20 protein-coding genes are annotated in these 23,154 nt (G+C 68.2%); 14 read left to right on the top strand and 6 right to left on the bottom strand.

What is annotated here, in order from left to right; genetic code table 11:
- Window positions 1–263: 263 nt before the first annotated feature.
- From AB5J62_RS41290 to AB5J62_RS41300, 3 genes are all read left to right on the top strand, one after another.
- Window positions 264–836 (top strand): hypothetical protein, encoded by a 573-nt coding sequence (locus AB5J62_RS41290; RefSeq protein ID WP_370945490.1) that lies wholly within the window; start codon window positions 264–266, stop codon window positions 834–836.
- 39 nt (window positions 837–875) lie between these two features.
- Complete coding sequence (locus AB5J62_RS41295) at window positions 876–1,343, top strand: hypothetical protein (RefSeq protein ID WP_370945491.1); 468 nt, start codon at window positions 876–878, stop codon at window positions 1,341–1,343.
- 74 nt (window positions 1,344–1,417) lie between these two features.
- Window positions 1,418–3,244 (top strand): DUF2339 domain-containing protein, encoded by a 1,827-nt coding sequence (locus AB5J62_RS41300; protein ID WP_370945492.1) that lies wholly within the window; start codon window positions 1,418–1,420, stop codon window positions 3,242–3,244.
- A 53-nt stretch (window positions 3,245–3,297) separates the two neighbouring features.
- Here AB5J62_RS41300 and AB5J62_RS41305 read toward each other — a convergent pair whose 3' ends face one another.
- Entirely contained in the window at window positions 3,298–3,864 is a 567-nt protein-coding gene (locus AB5J62_RS41305) for a superoxide dismutase (protein WP_370945493.1), read from the bottom strand.
- An 82-nt stretch (window positions 3,865–3,946) separates the two neighbouring features.
- Between AB5J62_RS41305 and AB5J62_RS41310 the strand changes: the two genes are divergently transcribed.
- From AB5J62_RS41310 to AB5J62_RS41320, 3 genes are read left to right on the top strand one after another with little or no spacing between them, the layout of a single operon-like run.
- Complete coding sequence (locus tag AB5J62_RS41310; protein WP_370945494.1) at window positions 3,947–4,849, top strand: DMT family transporter; 903 nt, start codon at window positions 3,947–3,949, stop codon at window positions 4,847–4,849.
- A complete protein-coding gene (locus AB5J62_RS41315; protein ID WP_370945495.1) occupies window positions 4,846–5,295 on the top strand; it encodes a DUF6328 family protein in 450 nt (149 codons plus the stop codon). Before AB5J62_RS41310 ends, AB5J62_RS41315 begins: the two co-directional genes overlap by 4 nt.
- 51 nt (window positions 5,296–5,346) lie before the next feature.
- Entirely contained in the window at window positions 5,347–7,137 is a 1,791-nt protein-coding gene (locus AB5J62_RS41320; protein ID WP_370945496.1) for a LamG-like jellyroll fold domain-containing protein, read from the top strand.
- A 56-nt stretch (window positions 7,138–7,193) separates the two neighbouring features.
- On the opposite strand, the gene AB5J62_RS41325 is transcribed toward AB5J62_RS41320, so the two are convergent.
- Both AB5J62_RS41325 and AB5J62_RS41330 read right to left on the bottom strand, forming a co-directional pair.
- Window positions 7,194–8,801, bottom strand: a complete 1,608-nt coding sequence (locus tag AB5J62_RS41325) for a non-ribosomal peptide synthetase (protein ID WP_370945497.1) — start codon at window positions 8,799–8,801, stop codon at window positions 7,194–7,196.
- Window positions 8,798–9,958: an NAD(P)/FAD-dependent oxidoreductase gene (locus AB5J62_RS41330; protein ID WP_370945498.1), complete on the bottom strand. Its 1,161-nt coding sequence runs from the start codon at window positions 9,956–9,958 to the stop codon at window positions 8,798–8,800. Before AB5J62_RS41330 ends, AB5J62_RS41325 begins: the two co-directional genes overlap by 4 nt.
- A 96-nt stretch (window positions 9,959–10,054) precedes the next feature.
- Here AB5J62_RS41330 and AB5J62_RS41335 point away from each other — a divergent pair, with 96 nt between their 5' ends.
- Together AB5J62_RS41335 and AB5J62_RS41340 are read left to right on the top strand one after the other, a co-directional pair.
- Window positions 10,055–10,804, top strand: a complete 750-nt coding sequence (locus tag AB5J62_RS41335; RefSeq protein ID WP_370945499.1) for a hypothetical protein — start codon at window positions 10,055–10,057, stop codon at window positions 10,802–10,804.
- 74 nt (window positions 10,805–10,878) lie between these two features.
- Window positions 10,879–13,002: a helicase gene (locus AB5J62_RS41340; protein ID WP_370945500.1), complete on the top strand. Its 2,124-nt coding sequence runs from the start codon at window positions 10,879–10,881 to the stop codon at window positions 13,000–13,002.
- A gap of 879 nt (window positions 13,003–13,881) precedes the next feature.
- Here AB5J62_RS41340 and AB5J62_RS41345 read toward each other — a convergent pair.
- Complete coding sequence (locus AB5J62_RS41345; RefSeq protein ID WP_370945501.1) at window positions 13,882–14,370, bottom strand: Lrp/AsnC family transcriptional regulator; 489 nt, start codon at window positions 14,368–14,370, stop codon at window positions 13,882–13,884.
- A gap of 349 nt (window positions 14,371–14,719) precedes the next feature.
- On the opposite strand from AB5J62_RS41345, the gene AB5J62_RS41350 reads away from it, so the two are divergent.
- The 3 genes from AB5J62_RS41350 to AB5J62_RS41360 all read left to right on the top strand — a co-directional run bounded on the left by AB5J62_RS41350 (window position 14,720) and on the right by AB5J62_RS41360 (window position 19,225).
- Window positions 14,720–16,168, top strand: a complete 1,449-nt coding sequence (locus tag AB5J62_RS41350) for an NAD(P)/FAD-dependent oxidoreductase (protein WP_370945502.1) — start codon at window positions 14,720–14,722, stop codon at window positions 16,166–16,168.
- A gap of 98 nt (window positions 16,169–16,266) precedes the next feature.
- Window positions 16,267–17,691, top strand: coding sequence for an aminobutyraldehyde dehydrogenase (locus AB5J62_RS41355; protein ID WP_370945503.1), 1,425 nt, complete (start codon window positions 16,267–16,269; stop codon window positions 17,689–17,691).
- Window positions 17,684–19,225, top strand: a complete 1,542-nt coding sequence (locus AB5J62_RS41360) for an APC family permease (protein ID WP_370945504.1) — start codon at window positions 17,684–17,686, stop codon at window positions 19,223–19,225. Before AB5J62_RS41355 ends, AB5J62_RS41360 begins: the two co-directional genes overlap by 8 nt.
- Window positions 19,226–19,268: 43 nt before the next feature.
- On the opposite strand, the gene AB5J62_RS41365 is transcribed toward AB5J62_RS41360, so the two are convergent.
- Window positions 19,269–20,837: a GMC family oxidoreductase gene (locus tag AB5J62_RS41365; RefSeq protein WP_370945505.1), complete on the bottom strand. Its 1,569-nt coding sequence runs from the start codon at window positions 20,835–20,837 to the stop codon at window positions 19,269–19,271.
- A 142-nt stretch (window positions 20,838–20,979) separates the two neighbouring features.
- On the opposite strand from AB5J62_RS41365, the gene AB5J62_RS41370 reads away from it, so the two are divergent.
- The 3 genes from AB5J62_RS41370 to purQ are packed head-to-tail and all read left to right on the top strand — an operon-like array spanning window position 20,980 to window position 22,288.
- On the top strand, window positions 20,980–21,375 hold the full coding sequence (locus AB5J62_RS41370; protein WP_370945506.1) for a L,D-transpeptidase: 396 nt from the start codon (window positions 20,980–20,982) through the stop codon (window positions 21,373–21,375).
- 2 nt (window positions 21,376–21,377) lie between these two features.
- Window positions 21,378–21,614 carry a phosphoribosylformylglycinamidine synthase subunit PurS gene (gene purS / locus AB5J62_RS41375; RefSeq protein ID WP_370945507.1) on the top strand — a complete coding sequence of 79 codons (237 nt, stop codon included), beginning with the start codon at window positions 21,378–21,380 and terminating at the stop codon, window positions 21,612–21,614.
- Window positions 21,611–22,288, top strand: coding sequence for a phosphoribosylformylglycinamidine synthase subunit PurQ (gene purQ, locus AB5J62_RS41380; protein WP_370945508.1), 678 nt, complete (start codon window positions 21,611–21,613; stop codon window positions 22,286–22,288). The genes purS and purQ overlap by 4 nt, the downstream gene beginning before the upstream one ends.
- Here purQ and AB5J62_RS41385 read toward each other — a convergent pair.
- The gene (locus AB5J62_RS41385) at window positions 22,255–23,127 is read right to left on the bottom strand and encodes an alpha/beta fold hydrolase (protein ID WP_370945509.1); all 873 of its coding nucleotides are present in this window, start codon (window positions 23,125–23,127) and stop codon (window positions 22,255–22,257) included. The two genes, purQ and AB5J62_RS41385, sit on opposite strands and share 34 nt — an antisense overlap.
- Window positions 23,128–23,154 lie beyond the last annotated feature (27 nt).

Raw genomic sequence — 23,154 nt, forward strand, 5'->3', positions numbered from 1 at the left:
ACCCGAGCCGAGTGGGTGAGGGCCTCCTTCACCCGTATATACGGTCGAACTAGGCCCCCACCCCACGGATCCGAGCGAAGTAGGCCCTCACCCACGCCAGACCACGCCCCTGACACGCACGAGGCGGCCAAAGAAGGGGTCGTGAGTGTTTTCGCCGGTTAGAACCGGCCGTACCACTCACGACCCCCACGCCGCCTTTGCGTTTCCGCTCAATAACCTCGCAGTACGCGGAGGGTGGGCCATGGCTGCGGAAGGATTCACGGATGGGCAGGTACTGGGACCCGGTTCCGGCAATCCAGGAGTCGACGGGGCTCGCGCTCCCCGGTATCCCAGGCACGTTGCCCGAGCCGAGTGAGTATCTCCACGGCAAGTGGGAGGAACGCAACTGGCGGAACGTGCCCGGTCCCCTGTACGCAGCGATGACCGACAGCTGTTGGTGTGGAAGGCTTTTCGCGCCCGACAACGTCTGCTACAACGACGGCTACGGCGAGGAGTTCGTCTACCGGCAACCACGTTCGAAGGACCAGACATACCGCCTCCTCCAGGCCGCCTGGGCGGATCCGTTCAGCGGCTACGCGATGGACGGCGACGAGCACTGGACGACCGAAAGTGTCCGGGACTGGTGGGGTGAACGGGCCAAGTTGCGAGAATGGACCGCCAGGGTCGCGACCGAGTGGGCACAGAGCAAGAACGAGGACGAAATCGAGGCCGCGCAAGGGCTTCGGGACTTCCTGCGCTACCAGGACACCGAGCTGGAAGCCGATCTGCGCGGCTACCTCTTCTGGTTGTCCGAACAACGAGTGCCCGGTGACGACGAGTCGTTGCCGAGCTTGTGACGGGACCGGTCCCGGGCATTCCACGAGACGATCCGGCGCATGGGCTCACTGAAATGGAACGCCGCCGCCGCGCTCGCCTCGGTCGCGTTGTCGGCCGGGTGCGGGCAAGACGCTGAACCCGCCAAAGTCGAGCCTCCCCAAGCGTCCGCGTCGAGCAGCAGCACGCCGGCGCCCAGCACGAGCGTCACGACGTCGTCCAGCAGCCCGAAGCCGACCGCGCCGCCCGCTGTGGCCGACGGGCGGAACCTCAAGGCTTGTTCGGATGGGGCCTGCGAGGTCGAGGTGAAGGCCGGGGACGTGATCCGGTTCGGCAAGCAGGTGAAGTCGACGCCGAAGACCGAGTTCATCGCGGTGGTGAGCACGGGCACCGACGGGATCTACTTTCAGCTGGATGGTGGCTTCGGCGGGACCATCAACGGCACTGCCACGATGAACGACGCGGTGACGATCGAGACGCTCTATTCCGACGCTGACCATGGCATGATCAGGATCTCGCTGGCCGGCTGAACTACTCAAATCGCAACCTTGGATTGAGTAGTGCTACGGATCCGACCGGGTAGTGGACGCCTCATGCTGTGCGCATGCCTACTGATCGAGAGACACTCCTCAGGCTCGCCGGGGAGATCGACGACCTTGGGCGCCGGCTCTCGTTGGTCGGCGCCGAACTTCGGACCGTACAGTCTGACCAGGTAGAACAGGCCCCGGAACCGCAGCCGCAAGCCCCGCAGCCGATGCCTTACGGCTACCCGGCCATGCCCGCGTACGGGCCGCCGATGATGCCGCCGCCCAGCTACCAGGTGCCGCCGCAGCAACAGCAGTGGCAGCCCGCACATCCGCCGTTGGCGTCGATGCAATACCTGCCGCCGCCCGCCGTGCCGCGGCCGTCGCTCGTCGAGAAGCTGGGCAAGGAAGGCGCGGGCAGCCGGGTGCTGGCTTGGGTCGGTGGCGCGGTGACGCTGCTCGGCGTCGTGTTGTTGCTGGTGCTGGCGATTCAGCGGGGGTGGCTCGGGCCGATGCCGCGGGTTCTGGTCGGCGGGGCGTTCGGGCTCGGCATGATCGGGACGGGGGTTTGGCTGCACCGGAACCCGGCCGGGCGGACGGGTGCGTTCGCGCTGGCGGCCACCGGGATCGCCGTGCTGTACCTCGACGCGATCGCGGCGACGACGTTGTACGAGTTCCTGCCGCGACTGGCCGGACTGGGTGTCGGGCTGGTGGTCGCCATCGGCGGGCTGTTGCTGGCCGCGCGGTGGAACTCGGCGTTGCTCGGGACGGCCGTCGTGATCGGGTGCGCGGTGTGCGCCCCGGTGCTCACCAAGGGTTTTCACCCGGAGCTGGTCGCGTTCCTGTTGATGCTGCAGCTGGCCACCGCCCCGGTTCAGCTGCGTCGCGACTGGACCGCGCTGGCCATCGGCGCCGGCGTGCCGCCGCTGCTCGCCTCGCTGCTCAGCACCACGCTGCTCGGTGACCCCGGCAGCACGGCGAACACCGCCGCCGCGCTCGGGTCGACCGTGGTCGGGATCGCGCTCGCGCTGTTCGTCGCCATGAAGCGGGAAAACGACGCCGCCGCGCTCACGCTGCTCGCGTGCTCGGTGGTGCCGTCGCTGGCGGCGGCCGCGTTCCTGCCGAAGGCGCAGGCGGTCGCGGTCGCCGGTGCCACCGCCGTCGTGCTGCTCGCGATCTGGGCGACGCGGCGGGTGTGGACCGGGTTCGCGGGCGATGTCGCCGGGATCGCCGGGATGGTGGCCGCGTTGCAGGCGACCTCCACTCAGTTCGACGGCACCGCGAGGGCGACGATCCTGCTCGGTGAAGGCGTCGTGCTGGCGCTGGTGGCTTGGCGTGGGAAGAGCAAAGTCGCGCTGTGGGGGTCGTTCGGGTTCGGGCTGATCGGCGCGATCGTGGCGATGTTCGGCGACTTCCGGCTGACCACGCTGATCGTGTTCTGGACGCGCCAGCCTGGTGAACTCGCCGGTGCGCTGCTGACGGCCGCGCTGATCATGGTCATCTCGGGCGCGTTGCCTTGGGTGGCTTACAAACTCGGCGCGCTGCGGACGCCGTCGCAGAACGTGGTGCCGTGGGTGTTCGCCGGGCTCGGCGTGCTGACCGGCGCGGCGGGCGTGGTGCTGAACCTGGCGCTGCTGGTGATGCCGGACCGGACCGGGTTCACCGTCGGGCACGCGGTGATCACCGTGTCGTGGACGGTGGCCGCGCTGGTGCTGCTGATGCGCGGGATCGACTCGGTCGTGCTGCGGGTGATCGGGCTGGTGCTGGTCGGCGCCGCCGTGCTCAAGCTGGTGTTGTTCGACCTGGGTGCGCTGGACGGAATGGCGCGCGTCGGCGCGTTCCTCTGCGCCGGCCTGATCCTGCTGGCCGCGGGCACCCGCTACGCACGCATGGTCGCCTCACGCTAAATGAGGTCGTGCGCGTTGCGGGCGGTTCTAACCGCCCGCAACGCGCACGAGCCCTAAAACCCGACGCTGATGCAGGCCAGCCTGGCCCCGGCCGTTCCAGCATGGCCGGGGTCGGTGTGCGTGTGCATCTCGTGGATGACGACCGAGCCGGGATGACGGTCGGTGAAACCCCAGTCCACATGGGACGAAGAGACGGCGACGCCGAGCCTGCTCGTGGTGAAGTCGAGCCAGATCTCGTTGCGGGGGTTGGCATACGCCGGGTCGACGGACGGCTTCACCGGGTCGGGGCGGTTCTGGAAGTGCGGGCCTGCCGCGTCGCCGGTCGCTCCGCAGGCGTTCGAGTGGACGTGGGCGCCGTATTCGCGGTTCGGCAGCAGGCCGCTGACGGCGAGCACGGTCGTGGTGCCGATGCGGTTCCCGGTGAGCGCGAAGACGTGCGCGCGCGAGCCCGCCGGGACGAATTCGGGCTTGTAGGTGATGGCGTTGGCGTCCGGGTGGTAGGCCTCGAATGTGCCGTGCGCCTTGACGACGCGGGCCTCAGCGGCGGAAGCGGTACCCGCGCCGGTGAGCACGAGCGCCGAAGCGAGAAGGACAGAAAGGGCCGTGGGGACAATACGCATAGTGCCTCTCTAGTCACTCAAGCAATGCCATGGCCATGGTCCTCACCCGAATGTGTCAATTCGTAGGTCGTAGGCTGCTGAGATGACCAAGGATCGCACCTGGCTGGTGGCCATCGCCGCAGCTCTCTGGGGCACAGATGGCTTGTTGCGGCTTCCTCTCGCCGAGAAACTTCCTGCCGCGACCGTGGTTTTCTGGGAACACGTTCTAGTCGTTCTGGTGCTCAGCCCATTCATTCCGCGTGCGGTGCGCGCGTTGCGGAAATGCGGCCCGAAGGAATGGCTCGCCGTGCTTGTGATCGGCGGTGGATCGTCTGCGTTGGCGACGGCGATGTTCACCGCCGCGTTCAAGCTCGGCGACCCGATCACCCCGTTGGTGCTGCAGAAACTGCAACCGGTTTTCGCGGTCGTCGCGGCGTTCTTCGTGCTGGGTGAACGAATTCGTCCCGGCTACGCGTTGTTCGCCGTGCCGGCGCTGATCGGCGCGTGGCTGCTCGCTTTTCGCGATCCGCTGCACATTCAGGTCGCGGCAGCCAAGGCAGCGCTGCTCGCCATCGGGGCCGCGGCGCTGTGGGCGGCCGGCACCGTGCTCGGACGGCTGGTCTCGGCTGAGCTCGAAGCACGGGATGTCACCGTGCTTCGGTTCACCGTCGGGCTTCCGGTCGCGGCGGTCATCGTCGCGACGCAGGGCGCGGCCTTCGCCGTCGGCTGGGACAACGCGCTGGGGCTCGGGCTGCTCGCTCTCGTGCCGGGCCTGCTGGCGCTCAGCCTCTACTACGCGGGGTTGCGCTCGACGCCGGCGTCACGCGCCACGCTCGCCGAGCTGGCGTTCCCGGTGACCGCCGCCGTGCTCGGGGTGTCCTTTTTGGACGCGCGGCTGGTCGCGACGCAGTGGATCGGGCTGACGATCGTGGTCGTCGCCGTGACGGCACTGGGTTGGCATGAGAAGGTCGGTGGCAAGCCGATGGTCTTGGAGCCCGCGATATGACCGAAGAATCCAGCGACGGGCGACTCTCGCGCAACGTCACCGACCTGCTCCAAGAGCTGCGGGTGGCGCAGGCCGGGGTGCAGATCCTGTTCGGCTTCCTGCTTTCGGTGGTCTTCACGTCGCAGTTCCGCGAGGCGAGCGGGTTCGAGAAGGCCACGCATCTCGTGGCGGTGCTGCTCGCGGTGACGTCGACCGTGCTGCTGACCGCGCCCGCGGCGTGGCACCGCCTGTTGTTTCGGACGGGACGACGCGAGGAGATCGTCACCCATGGTAATCGTCTGGTCATCGCTGGACTCGGTTCCCTCGCGGCCGCGTTGACGGTGACTGTGGGCTTGATCGCGAAGGTGGTCTACGGCCCGGTCGCGATGGCCGTGGTGATGGTGCTGGTCACGGCGTTGTTCGCGGGCACGTGGTTCGTGTTCCCCACCAAGGTGCTCCGCCGCTGAAGTTCACTCGGCGTTCCACCGCCGTTGCCTCACGCCGCGTAGTTTGCGCCCGTGACTGACTCGAATCGCCGGACGTTCCTGCGTGGCGCCGGGCTGCTCGGCGCGGGCGCCGCCGTGTCCACCGTGCTCGGCTCGCCCGCCGCCGCGACCACCGGCCACCACCGGCCGGATCCCGACAGCAGGCGCTTCAGCGTCGCCGTGCTCCCGGACACCCAGTATCTGTTCGACGGTGATCGCTGCGACCCGGCGCCGCTGGACGCGACCCTGCGGTACGTGCTGGACGACGACAACGTTGTCTTCCTCGCCCACCTCGGCGATCTCACCGAGAACGGGCAGCCGGGCGAGATGGAGCGGATCAGCCGTTCGTTCCAGGCGCTGGACCGGCGGCGGTTCCCGTACAGCGTGCTGGCGGGCAACCACGACATCAAGTCGTCCACCGACGACCAGCGTGGCCGAACCCCGTATCTCGACGCGTTCGGGCCGCAGCGGTTCCGTGACTCGCCGACCTATCGCGGGTCCACAAAGGACGGATACAACAGCTACCACGTGTTCCGCGCGGGCGGGCGCGAGTGGCTGCTGCTGGCGATGGACTGGCGGCCGTCGTCCGGCGGCCTCGCGTGGGCGCGTGACGTGCTCGCGAAGCACCCGCACACCCCGGCGATCCTGACCATCCACGAGTTCGTCTCCGCCGACACGGGCGAGGCTCAGTTGTCCGACTTCGGCAAGCAGGTCTGGGAACAGCTGGTCGCGGGCAACGACCAGATCTTCCTGACGCTGAACGGGCATTTCTGGCCGCCGGGACGCACGGTGCTGCGCAACAACTTCGGTCATGACGTGCACGCGCACATCACCAACTACCAGGACCGCTACTACGGCGGCAGCGCGATGATCCGGCTGTACGAGTTCGATCTGGACCGCGGCGTGATCGACGTTCGCACGTTCTCGCCGTGGCTGGCGGACAAGTCGCGCCTGAACGAGATGGAGAAGCAGGAGGTCGAGCGCACGGGCGCGGCCGACTACTTCAGCATGGAGATCGACTTCGACAAGCGGTTCGCCGGGTTCGCGCCGCCGCCGGTGCCGCCGGCACGTCCTGCCAGGCAGATGCTGATCCCTGGAACGCTCGCGTACTGGCGCTTCGAGGGCGCGGACGGGGCTGCCGCCGAGTCGGTGCGTGACCTTTCGGGGCGTGGCAACGACTTGACGCGCGTGATCATGCCGGGCAGCGACGCGAAGACGTTGACGTTCTCGAAGGAGTTCTGGGGTCGCCAGCCTTCCCGGGCGAGCCTGCGGTTCGACGGCGGGAAGAACAAGGGCGCGTACCTGAAGACGGTCGACTCGGCGCCGCTCAACCGGGAGATGTTCCTGCGCGGGTACACCATCGAGGCGTTCGTGAAGATGCCCGCCGACTTCAAGAACGGTCAGCACGCGTGGGCGGGCCTGTTCGGGCGGCTCGGCAGCGGCGGGGACGCGGGCAAGACCGGCGACGACCCGAGCGAGCCGGCGGCGACACTGTCCCTTTCGGACGGTGCGGCCTTCCAGTGGGCGGTGTTCCCGATGAACCAGCAAGGGATTTCGACCAACTGGGGGCACGAGCTGGCCGTCGACCGGTGGTGGCACGTGGCCATCGTCAACGACGGCTGGCGGACGACCCTGTTCGTCGACGGCTGCCCGGTCGTCCGCAACCCGAAGACCCCGGCGATCGGCCTCGCGAGCCCCGGCAGCAGCTGGGTGCTCGGCGCGTACGCCTACAACCGCGTGGTCGAGCAGAGCTTCTACGGCTGGGTCGGCGACGTCCGCGTCGTCGGCAGGCCCCTGCGCGACCGCGACTTCATGCTGGGATAAAGCGGGCTTTACTCCGCGAGATAAAGCCCGCTTTATCCCCGGGAGTAAAGCGGGCTTTATCCCGGTCCGGTGAGGGCGTTGGCGATGGCGGCGGGTGTGCGGTGGCGGAAGATCGTGGGTGCCGGTATCGCGCGGCCCGTGGACTGGGTGAGGGCGTGGGCAAGGCGGATCGCCGTGACCGAGGTGGCGCCCGCCGCGAAGATGTCGGTGTCGGCGTCGGCCGGCAGGTGGGCGGTTTCCGCCAGCCAGCGGAGAATCTCGGCGACCAGGCCTGAGTCGGGCGAGTGTGACGGCGTGGGGACGCCCTCGGCGAGGATGGCCGCCAGGCGGGTGTGGTCGAGCTTGCCGGTCTCCGTCACCGGCAGTTCGGCGAGGCGGAAGACCCTGCCTGGCACGAAAGGCGACGGCAACGCGTCCGCGACCGCTTGGCGTGCGGTGGTTTCGTCGGGTGCGTCGGCGGAAACCGTGGTGTAGAAGGCAGCGAGGCCACCGTCGGCGGGGATGACGGCCACGCTGCCGACGCCGGGCAGGTCGCCGATGACGCGTTCGATCTCGCTCGGTTCGACGCGAACGCCCGAAATCTTGAGCTGGCGGTCGCGTCGGCCGACGAAGGTGTAGCTGCCGTCGGGATTCTCAGTGGCGATATCGCCGGTCAGGTAGACGCGGCCCTGTCGCAGCTCGCGGAATCTTCGCGCGGTCTCGGCGTCGTCGTAGAGGTAGCCGACCGCGAGGCCGGATCCGCCGATGGCGATCTCGCCGGGCATGCCTCGCTCGACGGGACGCAAAGCCTTGTCCAGCACGAAGATCTCGGTCTCCGCGATGGGACGGCCAATCGGCAGCTCGGCGGGCACCGGATGCCTGACGCGGCCGAACGTCGTGGCGATCGTGGCTTCGGCCGGGCCGTAGCCGTGCAGGAGCCGGATGCCGGGGTGGCGTTCGGCGACGATGGCCCAGTGCTTGACCGAGGCGCGTTCGCCGCCGGACATCAGGACTTCGAGCCCGGCGAGGCCGTCGAGGTCGTCCTCGGCGACGAGGTTGAACAGTGACGCGGTCAGGAACACCGTGTTGACGCCGCGGGCGATGCCGTCGCGGACCCAGGAGAGGTCGAACTGGGAGCCGGTGCCGAGCACGACCGTGCCGCCGTGCACGAGCGGCGCCCAGACCTCCATCGCGAAGATGTCCCAGGCCGTGGCGGCCGCCTGGAGCATGGAAGTCCGTGCGCTGAACGCCAAAAGCGGGTCGAACGCGACGCGCAGGACGCCCGCGTGGGTCGCGAGGACGGCTTTGGGGCGGCCGGTGCTGCCCGAGGTGAAGAAGACGCAACAGCCGTCGACGGGCTCGGCGTCGACCTCGCGCAGCACCGTTTCGGCGGCGATGTGGACGCGCGCCCTGGTCTGGTCGAGTACCTGGCCCGCGCGGGCGGACGGCCAGTCCGGCGGGATGACGGTGTAGACGGCGTCCAGCGAAAGGATCGCGAGCAGAGTGGCGATGAGGCGCGGCGAAGCGGGCAGGCTGACGGCGACCACGTCGCTCGCCCGCACGGGTAGTCGGCCCGCGATTTCGTCGGCTTCGGCCAGTAGTTCGCGATAGGTGATCGCCTCTTCGCCCTGGCGGAGCGCGATCGCGTCGGGAGGTGCCGCGGTGACCAGATCGTGGATCTTCATGAGGCCCGCTCCAAGGCGTAGAGCTCATTGACCGAGCAGACGCCGGCCACGGTGGAGAAGTAGCGGCGCGCGCCTGCCGGGGTGGCGGTCAGCTCACGCAGCAGTTCGACGCGCTCGTGGTCGACGCTCAGCCGAGCCGTCACCAATGTCGTCTGATAGATCTCGGCGAGCAGCCGGTCACGCTGCTTGCCGAACCACTCCAGCGCGCGGCGGGTCTCGCCGTCGTCGTACAGGTCTTCACCGATCGCGGTGACCAGCAGCTCGGCCTGGGTGAAGGCGTCACTGATGCCGCGGGCGGTGATGGAGTCCTTGTGGTGCCCCGCGTCGCCGACCAGCACCCAGCCTGGGCCCGCGGCTTGGCGGAAGTAGTTGCGCTGGTCGCCGGTGCCGCGCAGGCGTTCGACACGACGCCCCGCCGAGACACGCTCGAACAGCTCGGGCGAGGTGCGGCGGATGTTCTCGAGGTAGGCGGTTTCGGCGTCGGCGCGGACCCGGTCGAAGTCGGCCTGCGGGAAGTAGGTCGCGACGAGGGTGGCGCCGTCGTTGGTCGGGATGGTGCCCGCCGCGCTGCCCTCGGCCTCGTAGACCTCGAACTTGGCCGGCAGGTCGAGCCAGTAGGCGTAGTAGACGCAGGACAGCGTCGGATCTTCGACGGTCAGTGGGGCTTTGACCAGGTCGGCTACGGTCGAGCGCATGCCGTCGGCGCCGACGACGAGCTGGGCGCGTTCGTCGTGGCCGCCGCAGCGGACGCCGGTCACGCGGTCGTTTTCGGTGAGCAGTGCCTCGACCGAGGTGCCTTCGCGCAACTCGGCGCCCGCTTCGACGGCGGCGCGCACGAGGATCTCGTCGAGCAGGTGGCGGCGGGGCGCGTACGCGGCCTCGATGCCGTCGACCGGCTCGGAGCAGCCCTCGACCCGCAGTGAGCCGACCTGGTAGACGGCCTGGTCGAGCGGTGGGCAGCCGGTGGCGGTGATGGCGTCGAGCAGGCCCCAGTCGCGGAGTTTCGCGATGGCGGGCTGGTGCAGGTAGTGCGTGGACAGGGTGTCGCGCGGGAAGCGGGCGCGGTCGAGCAGCAGTACGCGATATCCGTTGCGGGCGAACAGAAGCGCGGTGATCGATCCGGCACAGCGGGCACCTACGACGATGACGTCGTACACGCTTCCCCCTTGCTCGCGTCACCTAGCCTGGCCGAGTCGGAGGAATGGTGACGAAAGGGGATTCGCGTGTCAACGGAGGCTCATCAGGTGGGCAGAGTGGTCTTGACCACCGCGGTTACCGCTTATCGGGACGCGCTCGGCGACCGGCTCGTTTCGGCGTACGCCCTTGGGAGCCTCGCGCATGGCGGGTTCGCTCCGGCGGTGAGCGATGTCGATCTCGGGCTGGTGCTGAGTGAGCCGGATTCGTCGGTCGAACGAGTGAGGGATGAGCTCAAGGCTTCGGGGATTCCTTTGGCTGAGCGGCTTTCGGTGTTCTGGAGTTCGCTGGAGTCGTTGCGGGTGGGGCGGCCGGATGGGCGGTTTCCGGCGCACGATCGGCTCGACTTGGCGGACTATGGGGCACTGTTGTCCGGTTCGGACGTGCGTGGCTCACTGCCTCGGCCGGGGCGCGACGAGTTGGTCGAGGAGGGCGCGGAGTTCGCGTTGCGGCTGCTGGGTTCACCGGCCGGGATCGCTGATTGCCTTGCGCAGCAAGGTTTGCCGCCGGTTCGGCTGACGAAGCTGGTGCTGATGCCGGTGCGGTTGCTGTACACGGCCGCGACCGGGGAACTCGGGCTCACCGATCCGGCGGTGGAGTACTACCTGAGCCTGCGCGACGCGCCCGCGCACGATCTGGTCCGGGCGGCGAATGCCCTGCGTCATGGGGGTTCGCCGGACACGATGCCGCACGGCGAACTTCTCAAGCTACTTCGACATTACCTCAAATTTCAGATAAAAGCAATAGAAAACCCGACACTTGTTGCCGCATTGAAACAGTGGGAACAGAACTTGACAAGCCCCGCATAATAGAAAATCGGCGCGTCTCCACGTGGGGAGAACACCGCCGATTGCTCTATTAACATAGCAGCTGTGAGGGGAAATTGTCAAATCAGGGGTACGAGCAGGAATTGGGTTCCGAGCGCGCACACTTGTCCTTCCTCTACGCGCACCTGGAAGCGGCGAGGGAGGCGGCCGCCCGGCGGGCGACCGACGCCGTTTCGCTGTGGGAGCGCGATGTCGCGGTCAGGTTCACCGAGCAGGAGGTGCGGCGGCTGAAGGGCGCGGACGACGGCCTGTGCTTCGGCAGGCTGGACGAGCGGACCGGCGAGCGCCGATATATCGGGCGAATCGGACTGTTCGAAGACGACTACGAGCCATTGCTGCTCGATTGGCGTGCGCCTGCCGCGCGGCCGTTCTATTGCGCGACCGGGGCGAATCCGGAGGGGATGCGCAGGCGACGGCAGTTCCACACCATCGGCAGGCGGCTGGTCGAATTCACCGACGAGTTGCTCGAAGGGGAAACGGACGTCGACGGCACCGCGTTGCACGCCGCGCTCGACGCGCCACGCGACGGCGTAATGCGAGACATCGTCGCGACCATTCAGGCCGAGCAGGACGAGATCATCCGGCTGGAGCATCCCGGGGTCGTCGTGATCGAGGGCGGCCCCGGCACCGGCAAGACCGCGGTCGCGCTGCACCGCGTCGCGTATTTGCTGTACACCAAGCGAAATCTGCTCGCGCGCAGTGGCGTGCTGGTGATCGGGCCGAACCCCCGGTTCCTCGGCTACATCGATCGGGTGCTGCCGTCGCTCGGCGAGACGGACGTGGTCTTCGCGACGCCTGCCGACCTGTTCCCCGGCCTGCGACCCACCGCCGAGGAAACCCCGGAGGCCAGGGAGATCAAGGGTTCGTCGGCGATGGTCCACGTGCTGCGCGAGGCGATCGCGGACCGGCAGCGGCTGCCGGAGCGGCCGATCATGGTCGAACTCGACGACGTCACGGTGCCCGTCGACGCCGAACTCGTGCGGCCCGCGCTGCGCCGCGCGCGGGCGACCGGCCTGCCGCACAACGAAGCCCGCAGCCACTTCTGGTCGTGGCTGGAGGAGGCGTTCGTCGAGCGTGCCGTCGACATGATCGGCGAAAACTGGCTGTTGCCCGATGAATGGCTGCGCAACGACCTCGTCCAGGACGTCACGGCCGAACTGGTCGCGGGCAGGCTGCTCGAACGGGCCGTCGACCAGATGTGGCCGCAGCTGTCCCCGTACCAACTGCTCAGGGACCTGTTCACCTCGCCGGAGCGGCTCGACGTGGCCGCACCGTTCCTGCGCGACGCGTTGTACCGGGCCGACGGCGAGGCCTGGACCATTTCGGACGTGGCGCTGCTCGACGAGGCGACCGAGCTGCTCGGCCAGCACACGACGCGTGACCTCGTCGACGAGCGTGAGTTCGCCGAGGGAGTGCTGGAAATCCTGAACATGGAGGACGACGACGGCGAGACCCTGCGCGCCGAAGACGTCCTCACCGCTTCGGAACTGGCCGAGCGCCACGGCGAACGCGACACTCGCGCGCTCGCCGAGCGGGCGGCCTCGGACCGGGACTGGACGTACGGACACGTCGTCGTCGACGAGGCGCAGGAACTGTCCGAAATGGACTGGCGGATGCTGATGCGGCGGTGCCCGCGCCGGTCCTTCACGATCGTCGGCGACCTGGCCCAGCGCGAGTCACCGGCCGGCGCGCGCGACTGGGGCGACATGCTCGCGCCACACGTCCACGACCGGTGGGAGTACCGCGCGCTGACGACGAACTACCGCACCCCCGCCGAGATCATGGCGGTCGCCGCCGAGGTGCTCGCCGAGGTCGACCCGGCGGCTCGTCCGCCACGTTCCGTGCGCGCCAAGGGGATTCGGCCGTGGGCTCGGCAGGTCTCGGATTTGGGCGCGGCCGTCGCGCGGGCGGTACGGGAAACCTCAGGGTCGGTGGCGGTGATCGCGCCGGCCGGCGTGGACGTCGGGCTGCCGACGATGACGCCGCGCGAGTCGAAGGGGCTCGAGTTCGACTCGGTGATCGTGGTGGAGCCCGCGCAGATCGGGTCGGCTTCGGACCTGTACGTCGCGCTCACGCGGGCGACGCAGCGGCTGGGCGTCGTGCACACGGGTCCGCTGCCCGCGACGCTGCGCGGACTGGAGCCGCGCCACGACATGGTGCCGGGCCGCTGGGCCTGGTGAACGCGGCCCTCGCCCAGGGATGACGTGAACTACACCCGATTTCGTGTCCACAAAGGACGCGAGGCGTGAAATGTGGTCCGCTATGCCCTATTCGCGCGGTTTTGGTGGAGCCTTGGACGTGACGAAGGGGCCCATGTCACGCTCAGCGTTACAAAGGTGGCCTTTGTGTGGTTCAGCCGCGCCCACACGGCCGCAGCACGGGGAGCGAGATACGACCCTCACCATGTCGGAGCGCAAGACGCCACATTGGGCCTCGCCTAGTCATTGAGCGGAAGGTCAAAGGTGGCGTGTCTGGTGTGCTTGGCCGCGGCCGGGGCGGCTGTGTGCGAAATGCGTCGTTGGACGCCTCAAACCCCGCGGAGGCAACCCGCTTGACCGGTTGCAGGGGGCGTTCGAGGTGGGTGAGTGCGGTTCGCGGCGTTGAACGACGCAAGCCGCACTCACCCGGGCACTTGGCCCAGGTATGGGGGGAGCCTTCATTCACGCTGGGTTCGGGTGAGGGCCTCCCTCACCCGAGCCGTACGGGTGAGGGAGGCCCTCACCCGTATATACGGTCGAACTAGGCCCCCACCCCACGGATCCGAGCGAACTAGGCCCTCACCCAAGCGGGACCACGACCCTGCCGCGGACGGGGCAGCCGAGAAGGGGTCGTGAGTGTTTTCGCCGGTTAGAACCGGCCGTACCACTCACGACCCCCACGCCGAGCCGCCGAACATGCCACCTTTGCGCTTCCCCTCAATAACTACCCCCCGCCCGTCCCTGGGGGCTCCGCCCTGCACCAGTCTACCGGCCCCCACCCACGGAACCCGGCGCGAGCCAGGGTTGTCCACAGGCAGGCGAGACTGTGGACAACCCGAGAAAGCCCAGGTGGGAGGGGGGTCAGCGGGTCAGGGCGCCCCAGGCGTAGGTCTGCTTGGCGAGCTTGAGATAGACGAAGGTCTCGGTGCTGACGATGCCGTCGATGCCGCGGATGTCGTCGTTGAGCACCTGGAGCAGGTGGTCGTCGTCGCGGCAGATGACCTCGATCAGGATGTCGAAGCCGCCGGCGCAGAGCACGACGTAGTGGACGTCGGCGAGTGCGGAGAGGCGCTCGGCGACGGCGTGGAGGTCGCCGCTGACCTTGATGCCGACCATGGCCTGGCGGGCGAGGTCGACGTCGAGCGGGTCGGTGACGGCGACGATCTGCATCGTGCCGTCGCGCAGCAGGCGCTGGACGCGTTGGCGGACCGCGCCCTCCGAGAGGCCGACGGCCTTGGCCAACGCGGTGAACGAGGCCCGGCCGTCACGCTGGAGTAGTGAGATCAGCGTGCGGTCGGTCTCGTCGAGACCACGTGGGGTGCGCGGTTCGCCGTCCCGTTCCTCGGCCATGCTGGCCCTCCCTACGCGAAAAGAGTTCGCCGCAGCGTAGCGAGTTGCCGGACAAGCGTGGGGTGGCCCGCCACATTGGACCTTTTCGGTGTCCCAGCAGCGCAACTACGCGAAAATCGTAGCCAAACCGGCTGTTCACAACTGAATCATGAGCCTGATCGGGCGACATGTGATAGCCTGAGGGCGCGAATATCCATGGAGGTGGATCGCCGTGACCGGCTTGGGATGTCGCGATTGCGCACCAGGTGGGCTCGGCGTGCGCTGGTTCGCGCGCTGCGGCGGCGGTCGCCAGCTCGGCGGTTAAGGGTCGGAAGTCCCCCTTCCCACACCCTCACCCAAGGAATTCATCATGACCAGCTTTCTGCCGTCGCGCCGTCATATCCGCACTTCGAATATCACCACCACCCCGCATTTGGACGCGTTGAAAGACGCCGCACCGCACCCATTCTGGTTCGACAACCAAACGGCGCCGGAGCCTTGTTCCGCGCTGACCTCGGACACCACGACGGATCTCGTCATCATCGGCGGCGGCTACACCGGGCTCTGGGCGGCGTTGCAGGCCAAGGAAAACGATCCGTCGCTCGACGTCGTGCTGATCGAAGCCGACACCTGCGGCTCGGCCGCGTCCGGCCGTAACGGCGGCTTCTGCGCGTCCAGTCTCACGCACGGAATCCTCAACGGAATCGACCGTTTCGAAAAGGAAATGCCCGAGCTGGAAAAGCAAGGGCTTGCCAATCTCGACGAAATCGAAGCGGCCGTCAAACAGTACGGCATCGACTGCGATTTCCAGCGGTCCGGCGAGCTGGACGTCGCGACCGAGCCGTGGCAGCTCGACGAACTCGCCCGCTCGGCCATGCTCGCCGAGGCGCTCGGCCACGACGTCGAGCTGCTCGACGCCGCCGAGACCCGCGCACAGGTCAACTCCCCGACCTACCTCGGCTCGCTGTACATGCCGCGCAGTGTCGCGATGCTCGATCCCGCGCGCCTCGCCTGGGGCCTGCGCGAGGCGTGCCTGAGCCTCGGCGTCCGCATCTACGAGTGGACCAAGGCGCTGGAACTCGACGAGGCCCGCAACGGCATCGAGGTCCGCACGCCGTACGGCAAGGTGCACGCGGCTCGCGGAATCCTTGCCACGAACGGGTTTCCGCCGCTTCTCAAGCGACTCAAGAACTACATCGTGCCCGTGTACGACTACGTGCTCGTCACCGAGCCGCTCACGCAGGCGCAGCTCGACAGCATCGGCTGGAAGGCGAGACAAGGCGTCGGCGACTCGGCCAACCAGTTCCACTACTACCGCCTCACCGAGGACAACCGCATCCTCTGGGGCGGTTACGACGCGATCTACTACTACGGCGGCCCGGTTCGCAGCGAACTCACTCTGCGGCCGGACACCTACGCCGTGCTCACCGACCACTTCTTCGAGACGTTCCCGCAGCTCGCGGGCGTGAAGTTCACGCACAGGTGGGGCGGGGTGATCGACACCTGCAGCCGGTTCTGCCCCTTCGTCGGCACCGCGATGGGCGGACGGCTCGGCTACGCGCTCGGCTTCACCGGCCTCGGCGTCGGCGCGACACGCTTCGCCGCGGGCGCGCTGCTCGACCAGCTCTACGGCCGCTACACCGACCGTTCGCGGCTGCACCTGATGAACTCGAAGCCGTTGCCGCTGCCGCCGGAGCCGTTCCGCTGGATCGGGATTCAGCTGACCAGGTGGTCGCTCAACCGGGCCGACGCCAACAGCGGCCGCCGCAACCTCTGGCTGCGGACGCTCGACCGCTGCGGTCTTGGCTTCGATTCCTAGACCAAATACCCCAAGCAACTACCGAATGCGTAGTTTCAAGGAGTCAATTCAGCGGAAAAGCTTGTCTTGACCTTGTTTGGCTGTCACCATCGACGCCCATGGCCGAGTCTTTCGCGATCACCAACCCTGCCAGCGGAGAGCTGATCGAAGAGATCCAGCTCGCCGAAGCCGCCGACGTCGATGCCGCCGTCCGAAAAGCCCGCGAAGCGCAGCGCGAGTGGGCCCGCACCTCGCCGGGCGAACGCGCGGCGGTGCTGTTGAAGGTCGCGAGCCTCCTGGAGGAGCGCGCCGACGACTTCGCGCTGACCGAGACCAGGCAGTGCGGGAAGCCGATCAGGCTGTCGAAGGAGTTCGACGTCCCCGGCACGATCGACAACGCCGCGTTCTTCGCAGGCGCGGTCCGCACGCTGGAGGGCAAGGCGTCCGGCGAGTACTCGGCCGACCACACCTCGACGATCCGCCGCGAGGCGGTCGGCGTGATCGGCTCGATCGCGCCGTGGAACTACCCGCTGAACATGGCGGGCTGGAAGGTCTTCCCCGCGCTCGCCGCGGGCAACGCGGTGGTCATCAAGCCTGCCGAGATCACCCCGCTGACCACGGTCATGCTGGCGCAAGCGTTTGCCGACGCCGGACTGCCCGACGGGCTGCTCACCGTCCTCATCGGACGCGGCCGCGACGTCGGCGAGGCGCTGGTGAGCCACGAGGGCGTCGACATGGTGTCGTTCACCGGCTCGACCGCGGTCGGCAGGCGGATCGCCGAGCTGGCCGCCCGCGCGCCGAAACGGGTCCACCTGGAGCTGGGCGGCAAGGCCCCGTTCCTCGTCTTCGACGACGCGAGCCTCGAAGCCGCGGTGCACGGCGCCGTCGCGGGCGCGCTGCTCAACGGCGGCCAGGACTGCACCGCGGCCACCCGCGCGTACGTCCAGCGCCCGCTGTTCGACGCCTTCGTCGAAGGTGTCGCCGAGGTGATGCGGTCGGTCAAGATGGGCAACCCCGAGGACCCGGCCACCGACCTGGGCTCGCTCGTGTCGGCCACTCAGGCCGAGCGGGTGCACGGGTTCGTCGGCCGCGCGCTCGACCAGGGCGCGAAGGCGGTCGTCGGCGGCGGCGCCCCGCGTGGCGCGTTCTACGAGCCGACGCTCATCGTCGGCGCCGCGCACGAGTCCGAGATCGTGCAGGACGAGGTGTTCGGGCCGGTGCTCGCCGCGGTGCCGTTCGATTCCGACGACCAGGGGCTCGCGCTGGCGAACGACACCCGATACGGTCTGGCGGCTTCCGCCTGGACCAGCGACGTGTTCCGCGCGGGGCGGGCCGGCAGGGAGATCGCCGCGGGCTGCGTCTGGATCAACGATCACATCCCGATCGTGAGCGAGATGCCGCACGGCGGGATGAAGGCGTCCGGGTACGGCAAGGACATGTCGTCCTACGCGTTGGAGGAGTACACCGTCGTGAAACACGTGATGAGCGAGAACACCGGCGTCGCACGCAAGTCATGGCATCGGACGGTGTTCTCCCATGGCTGAGACGGTACTGACGAAGGTCGAAGCGCCCGAGGGCAAAGGCCTGCGATCCGGCGCGCTGAACATGATGTCCTCGGTGGTCATCGGCATGTCGTCGACGGCGCCCGCCTACTCGATCGCCGCCACGCTCGGCCTGATCGTGCTCGCCGGCACCGGCTTCAAGGCCGCGTCGCTGGTGCTGCTCGCGTTCATCCCGGTGCTGTTCGTGGCGTTCGCGTTCCGCGAGCTGAATTCGGTCGAACCGGACTGCGGCACCAACTTCACCTGGGCGACGCGCGCGTTCGGCAGCCGCGTCGGCTGGCTGACCGGCTGGGTGGTGACGGTCGCGCAGCTGCTGGTGATGACCAGCCAGTCCGCCATCTCCGGCAAGTACACGCTGCTGCTGTTCGGCGCCGACGAGCTGGCCAACAACCGCGTGGTGACGACCGCGGTCGGCGTGCTCTGGCTGATCTTGCTGTGCTATCTGTGCTTCCGCGGCATCGAGATCTCGGCGCGGGTGCAGTGGGTGCTGCTGGCCGTCGAACTGGTCGTGCTCGCCGTGTTCTCGGTGGTCGCGCTGGTCCGCGTGTTCAACGGCTCCGCCGGTGACCAGGCGACGACGCCGTCGTGGAGCTGGCTGTGGCCGTCCGGCATCGGCTTCTCGTCGTTCGTCTCGGCGGTGCTGCTGGCCGTGTTCATCTACTGGGGCTGGGAAAGCTCCGTCTCGGTGAACGAGGAGTCGGCCGACCCGAAGCGCGGCCCTGGCAAGGCGGCGGTGCTGTCCACCGTGCTGCTGGTGGTCAACTACCTGCTCGTGACGATCGCCGCGCTGTCGTTCGCGGGCGTCGGCACGGACGGCATCGGCCTCGGCAACGAGAAGAACGCCGACGACGTGCTCGCCGGGCTCGGCGACGCCGTGTTCGGGTCGAGCGGATTCGGCGCGGTGATGGGCTTCCTGCTGGTCATCTCGGTGTTGACCAGCGCGGCGGCCGCTTCACAGGCGACCGTGATGCCCGCCGCGCGCACGATGCTCTCGATGGCGAGCCACGGCGCGCTGCCGAAGTCGTTCGCGAAGGTGCACCCGAGGTTCCAGACGCCGTCGGTGTCGACGTGGGCGTTCGGGCTCGTGTCCTTCGTGCTCTACGTCGGTTTGTCGCTGTGGAGCGACAACATCCTGTCCGACTCGGTCGACGCGGTCGGCCTGACGATCGCGATCGAGTACACCGCGACGGCGCTGGCGTGCGTCTGGGTGTTCCGCAAGACGTTGTTCGCGAGCGTGCGGAACTTCTTCCTGCGCGGGGTCTTCCCGTTCGTCGGCGGGATCTTCTTCGCGGTGATCCTGGTGGCCGCGCTGATCGAGTACGCGAAGCCGGACGCGGGCGAGACGACGGTGTTCGGCATCGGCGGGCCCGCGGTGATCGGCGTGGTGGCGATCTTCCTCGGGGTGCCGCTGATGCTGGCGATCCACCGCGCCTGCCGCGACTTCTTCGCGGGCCGCCGCCTGCCGCGCGGCTTCGTGCGCGGCGACGACGCCTCGATCACGCCGAAGGGGTCGTGAGTGTTTTGACCGGTTAGAACCGGCCATACCACTCACGAGCCCTTTAGCCTCGGATGAGGTCGGCGGCCTTCTCCGCGACCATGATCGTGGGGGCGTTGGTGTTGCCGCGCGGGACCACGGGCATCACCGACGCGTCCGCGACGCGGAGGCCTTCGACGCCGCGGACGCGCAGGGACGAGTCGACGACCGCGTTCTCGCCTGAACCCATCGCGCAGGTGCCGACCGGGTGATAGAGGGTCTGGGTGTTCTCGCGGGTGTGCTCGGCGAGTTCGTCGTCGGTGAGATCGTGATGGTCCGGCAGGAACGGCTTGTCCAGGTAGCGGGCGAGCGGGCCGGACTTGCCGATCTCGATGAGGTCGCGCAGGCCTTGGAGCATCGCGTCGAAGTCGGCGGATTCGGCGTAGTAGGCCGGGTCCAGCGACGGGCGCCACAACGGGTTCGCGGACTTGAGGCGGAGACGGCCACGGCTCGCGACGTCGACCAGTGTCGCCGCGGAGGTGAAGCCGGGTGTGGTCGGCTCGCGGAAACCGTTGTCGTAGAACAAGGTCGGGGCGACGTGGATCTGCATGTTCGGCGGCGCGGAAGCCGAGAGCGTCGAGTAGAACGCGCCCGCCTCGCCGATGTTGGACGACAGCGGGCCGCGCTTGGTGAGCTTGTAGCGGACCATCCCGGCCGGGGTCGCCGAGTCGACGAGGTCCGTTGTGTCCTTTGTGGACCAGATGACGCCGCAGGCCGGGTGGTCGTGCAGGTTCTCGCCGACGCCGGGGAGGCCGACGACGACGTCGATGCCGTGCTCGCGCAGGTGCTCGGCCGGGCCGATGCCGGAGAGCATCAGCAGCTGCGGTGAGTTGATCGCGCCGCCGCACAGCACGACCTCGGACGACGCGCCCACGTCGACCGAAACCCCGCCGGACAGGTACGAGACCCCGACCGCGCGGTTGCCGGAAAGGAGCACGCGAGTCGTCTGGGCGTTGGTGCGGACGGTCAGGTTCGGGCGCCCCAGCGCGGGCCGGAGGTACGCGTCGGCCGTCGACCAGCGCTGCCCCTTCTTGCAGGTCACCTGGTACTGCCCGGCGCCTTCCTGCGAGACGCCGTTGAAGTCGTCCGTCCGCTTCAGACCCCACGCGACCGCGGAGTCGACCCAGGCCTCGGAAAGCTCGTGCGTGAAACGGCGGTCTTCGACGTGCAGCGGGCCGTCCGTGCCGTGCAGCTCGCCGCCGAGACGCTGGTTCCCCTCGGCGCGCTTGAAGTACGGGAGCACGTCATCGAAGCCCCAGCCTTCGCAGCCGTGCGCGTCGCGCCAGTTGTCGTAGTCCGCGCGGTTGCCGCGGATGTAGATCATCGCGTTGATCGAGGAGCAGCCGCCGAGCACCTTGCCGCGTGGCCAGTACGCGGTCTTGCCGGTGTGCTTCTGCTCGACCGTCTCGTAGTTCCAGTCCCACTGAGTCTTGAACAGCGCCGCGAAGGCCGCGGGAATGTGGATCTCGTCCGCGGTGTCCTCGCCACCGGCCTCGAGGAGCAGCACCTTCGCCGCCGGGTCCTCGCTGAGGCGGTTCGCGAGCACACAGCCCGCGCTGCCCGCTCCGACGATGACGTAATCGAAGGACTCCACGTTGGCCTCCAGCTAGTTGGCGCTGTGTCAATAAACCACACATCACCCCGATTGAAAAGTGACGCTCCGGGGCACCCTGATTACACACCCAATCGGGAGGCAAGTCATGAAGTGGAGGACAGCAGCGACACTCGTAGCAGGCATGGCGGCTACGACGGCTCTCATCGCGACACCCGCGCAGGCGGCGGGCGCGCCATGCTCGGCGCAGGCCAAAGCCTGCTTACAGCTCCATACGAACACCGCGTGGTTGATGGACAACGGCAAGGTCACCTACGGCGGCGTTCCGGTCACGACCGGGCGCAAGGGGTACGCCACGCCGACCGGCACCTTCCACGTCCAGTACAAGGACATCGATCACTACAGCAAGCAGTTCAACGGCCCGATGCCGTACTCGGTCTTCTTCACCACCAACGGCATCGCGTTCCACCAGGGCAGCCTGAAGGTCAAGTCACACGGTTGCGTGCATCTGGCCAAGTCCGCGGCAGTGACCTTCTTCAACTCCCTCCAACCTGGGGACATCGTCCAAGTAGTCTCCTGACCATGCGTGTTGTCGTGGACGTAATGCCCAAACCGGAGATCTTGGACCCGCAAGGGCAGGCGGTGGCCGGGGCACTCCCGCGTCTCGGCTTCCACGGCGTCACCGCGGTCCGCCAGGGCAAGCATTTCGAACTCGAGGTCGACGACACCGTTGACGACGAGACGCTGGCCAAGATCGCCGAGGGCTTCCTCGCCAACCCGGTCATCGAGCAGTGGACCGTCCGCCGGGTCGACGCGTGACCGCGCGCATCGGCGTCATCACCTTCCCGGGCAGCCTCGACGACGGCGACGCCGCCCGCGCGGTGCGCTACGCCGACGCGGAGGCCGTGAGCCTCTGGCACGCCGACGAGGACCTCAAGGGGGTCGACGCGGTGATCGTCCCCGGCGGCTTCTCCTACGGCGACTACCTGCGTGCCGGCGTCATCGCCCGGTTCGCGCCGGTCATGACCTCGGTGATCGATGCCGCGCGCCGAGGTCTTCCGGTGCTCGGCATCTGCAACGGGTTCCAGATCCTGTGCGAGGCCGGGCTGTTGCCAGGCGCGATGGTCCGCAACGCCGGGCTGCACTTCATCTGCCGTGACCAGTGGCTGCGCGTCGAGAACACCGAGACCGCGTGGACCGGCCGGTACGAGCAGGGCGCCGAGATCGTCGTCCCGATGAAGAACATCGACGGCTGTTACGTCGCCGATCAGTCCACTTTGGACGAACTGGAGGCCGAGAACCGGGTCGTCTTCCGGTATGTCGACGGTAACCCGAACGGCTCACGCAACGACATCGCGGGCATCCGCAGCGAGAACGGCAGGATCGTCGGCCTGATGCCGCACCCGGAGCACGCGATCGACGCGCTGACCGGACCGTCCGACGACGGGCTCGGCGTGTTCTATTCGGTGGTCGACACCCTGGTCAACGTCTGAGCGACGTGTTCGAGAATGGCCGGGACGGCGACGTCCCACGCCGTGCGCGGCAGCTCGTGGCCGACCTTGTCCAGCATCACCAGCTCGGCGCCGGGGATCTTGCCTGCCAGGTAGATGCCGTGCTCCAGCGGGAAAAGCGGGTCCTCGGCGCCGTGCAGCACGAGCGTCGGCGCGGTGATGGCGGAGACGTCGCGCTTCGCGCCGGTCGTCTTGTCCATCACGTTGTGGTTGGTCATGCTCGACTCGTAGTTCGCCGTCCTGGCGAACATCCGCTCGACCCGCCCGCGCAACGCGGTGTCGTCGCGCACGTGTGAACCAGCCAGCCGCCGGTCCAGCTCGACCCAGTAGTCGACCATCGACGCGCGGCTCGACCAGTCCGGCGTCGGCGCGTTCATGAAGTAGTCGAGCAGCTCTTCGGTCATCGGCGGCAGGTCGTCGCCGTACTCCGCGCTGGTGGTGGTCGCGATCAGGGTCAGCGACGCGACCCGCTCGGGGTGGTCGGCGGCCAGCAGCTGCGCCAGCCCGCCGCCCATCGAGATGCCGATGAAGTGCGCCTTGAACACGCCGAGCTCGTCGAGCAGCGCCAGCGCGTCGGCGGCCAGGTCGAGCCCGCCGTAGCCGGGTGAGCCGGGCGGGTACCCGACCGAGCGGCCGGTGTCTCGGTAGTCGAACCGGATGACGTACCGGTCGGCGGCCGCGAGCCTGGCGCAGAACTCGTCTTCCCAGACCAGCATCGAGCCGGACATGCCGGCGAGCAGCAGGATCGCCGGGTCACCGGGCGCGCCGAAAGTCTCGACGCAGAGCTCGACGCCGTTGGCGTGCACGATCCGTTCCGGCATACTTGCCCCCAAGCATGTTGTGTACGA

The organism is Amycolatopsis sp. cg5 (assembly GCF_041346955.1).
In the GTDB taxonomy this organism is placed as follows: domain Bacteria; phylum Actinomycetota; class Actinomycetes; order Mycobacteriales; family Pseudonocardiaceae; genus Amycolatopsis.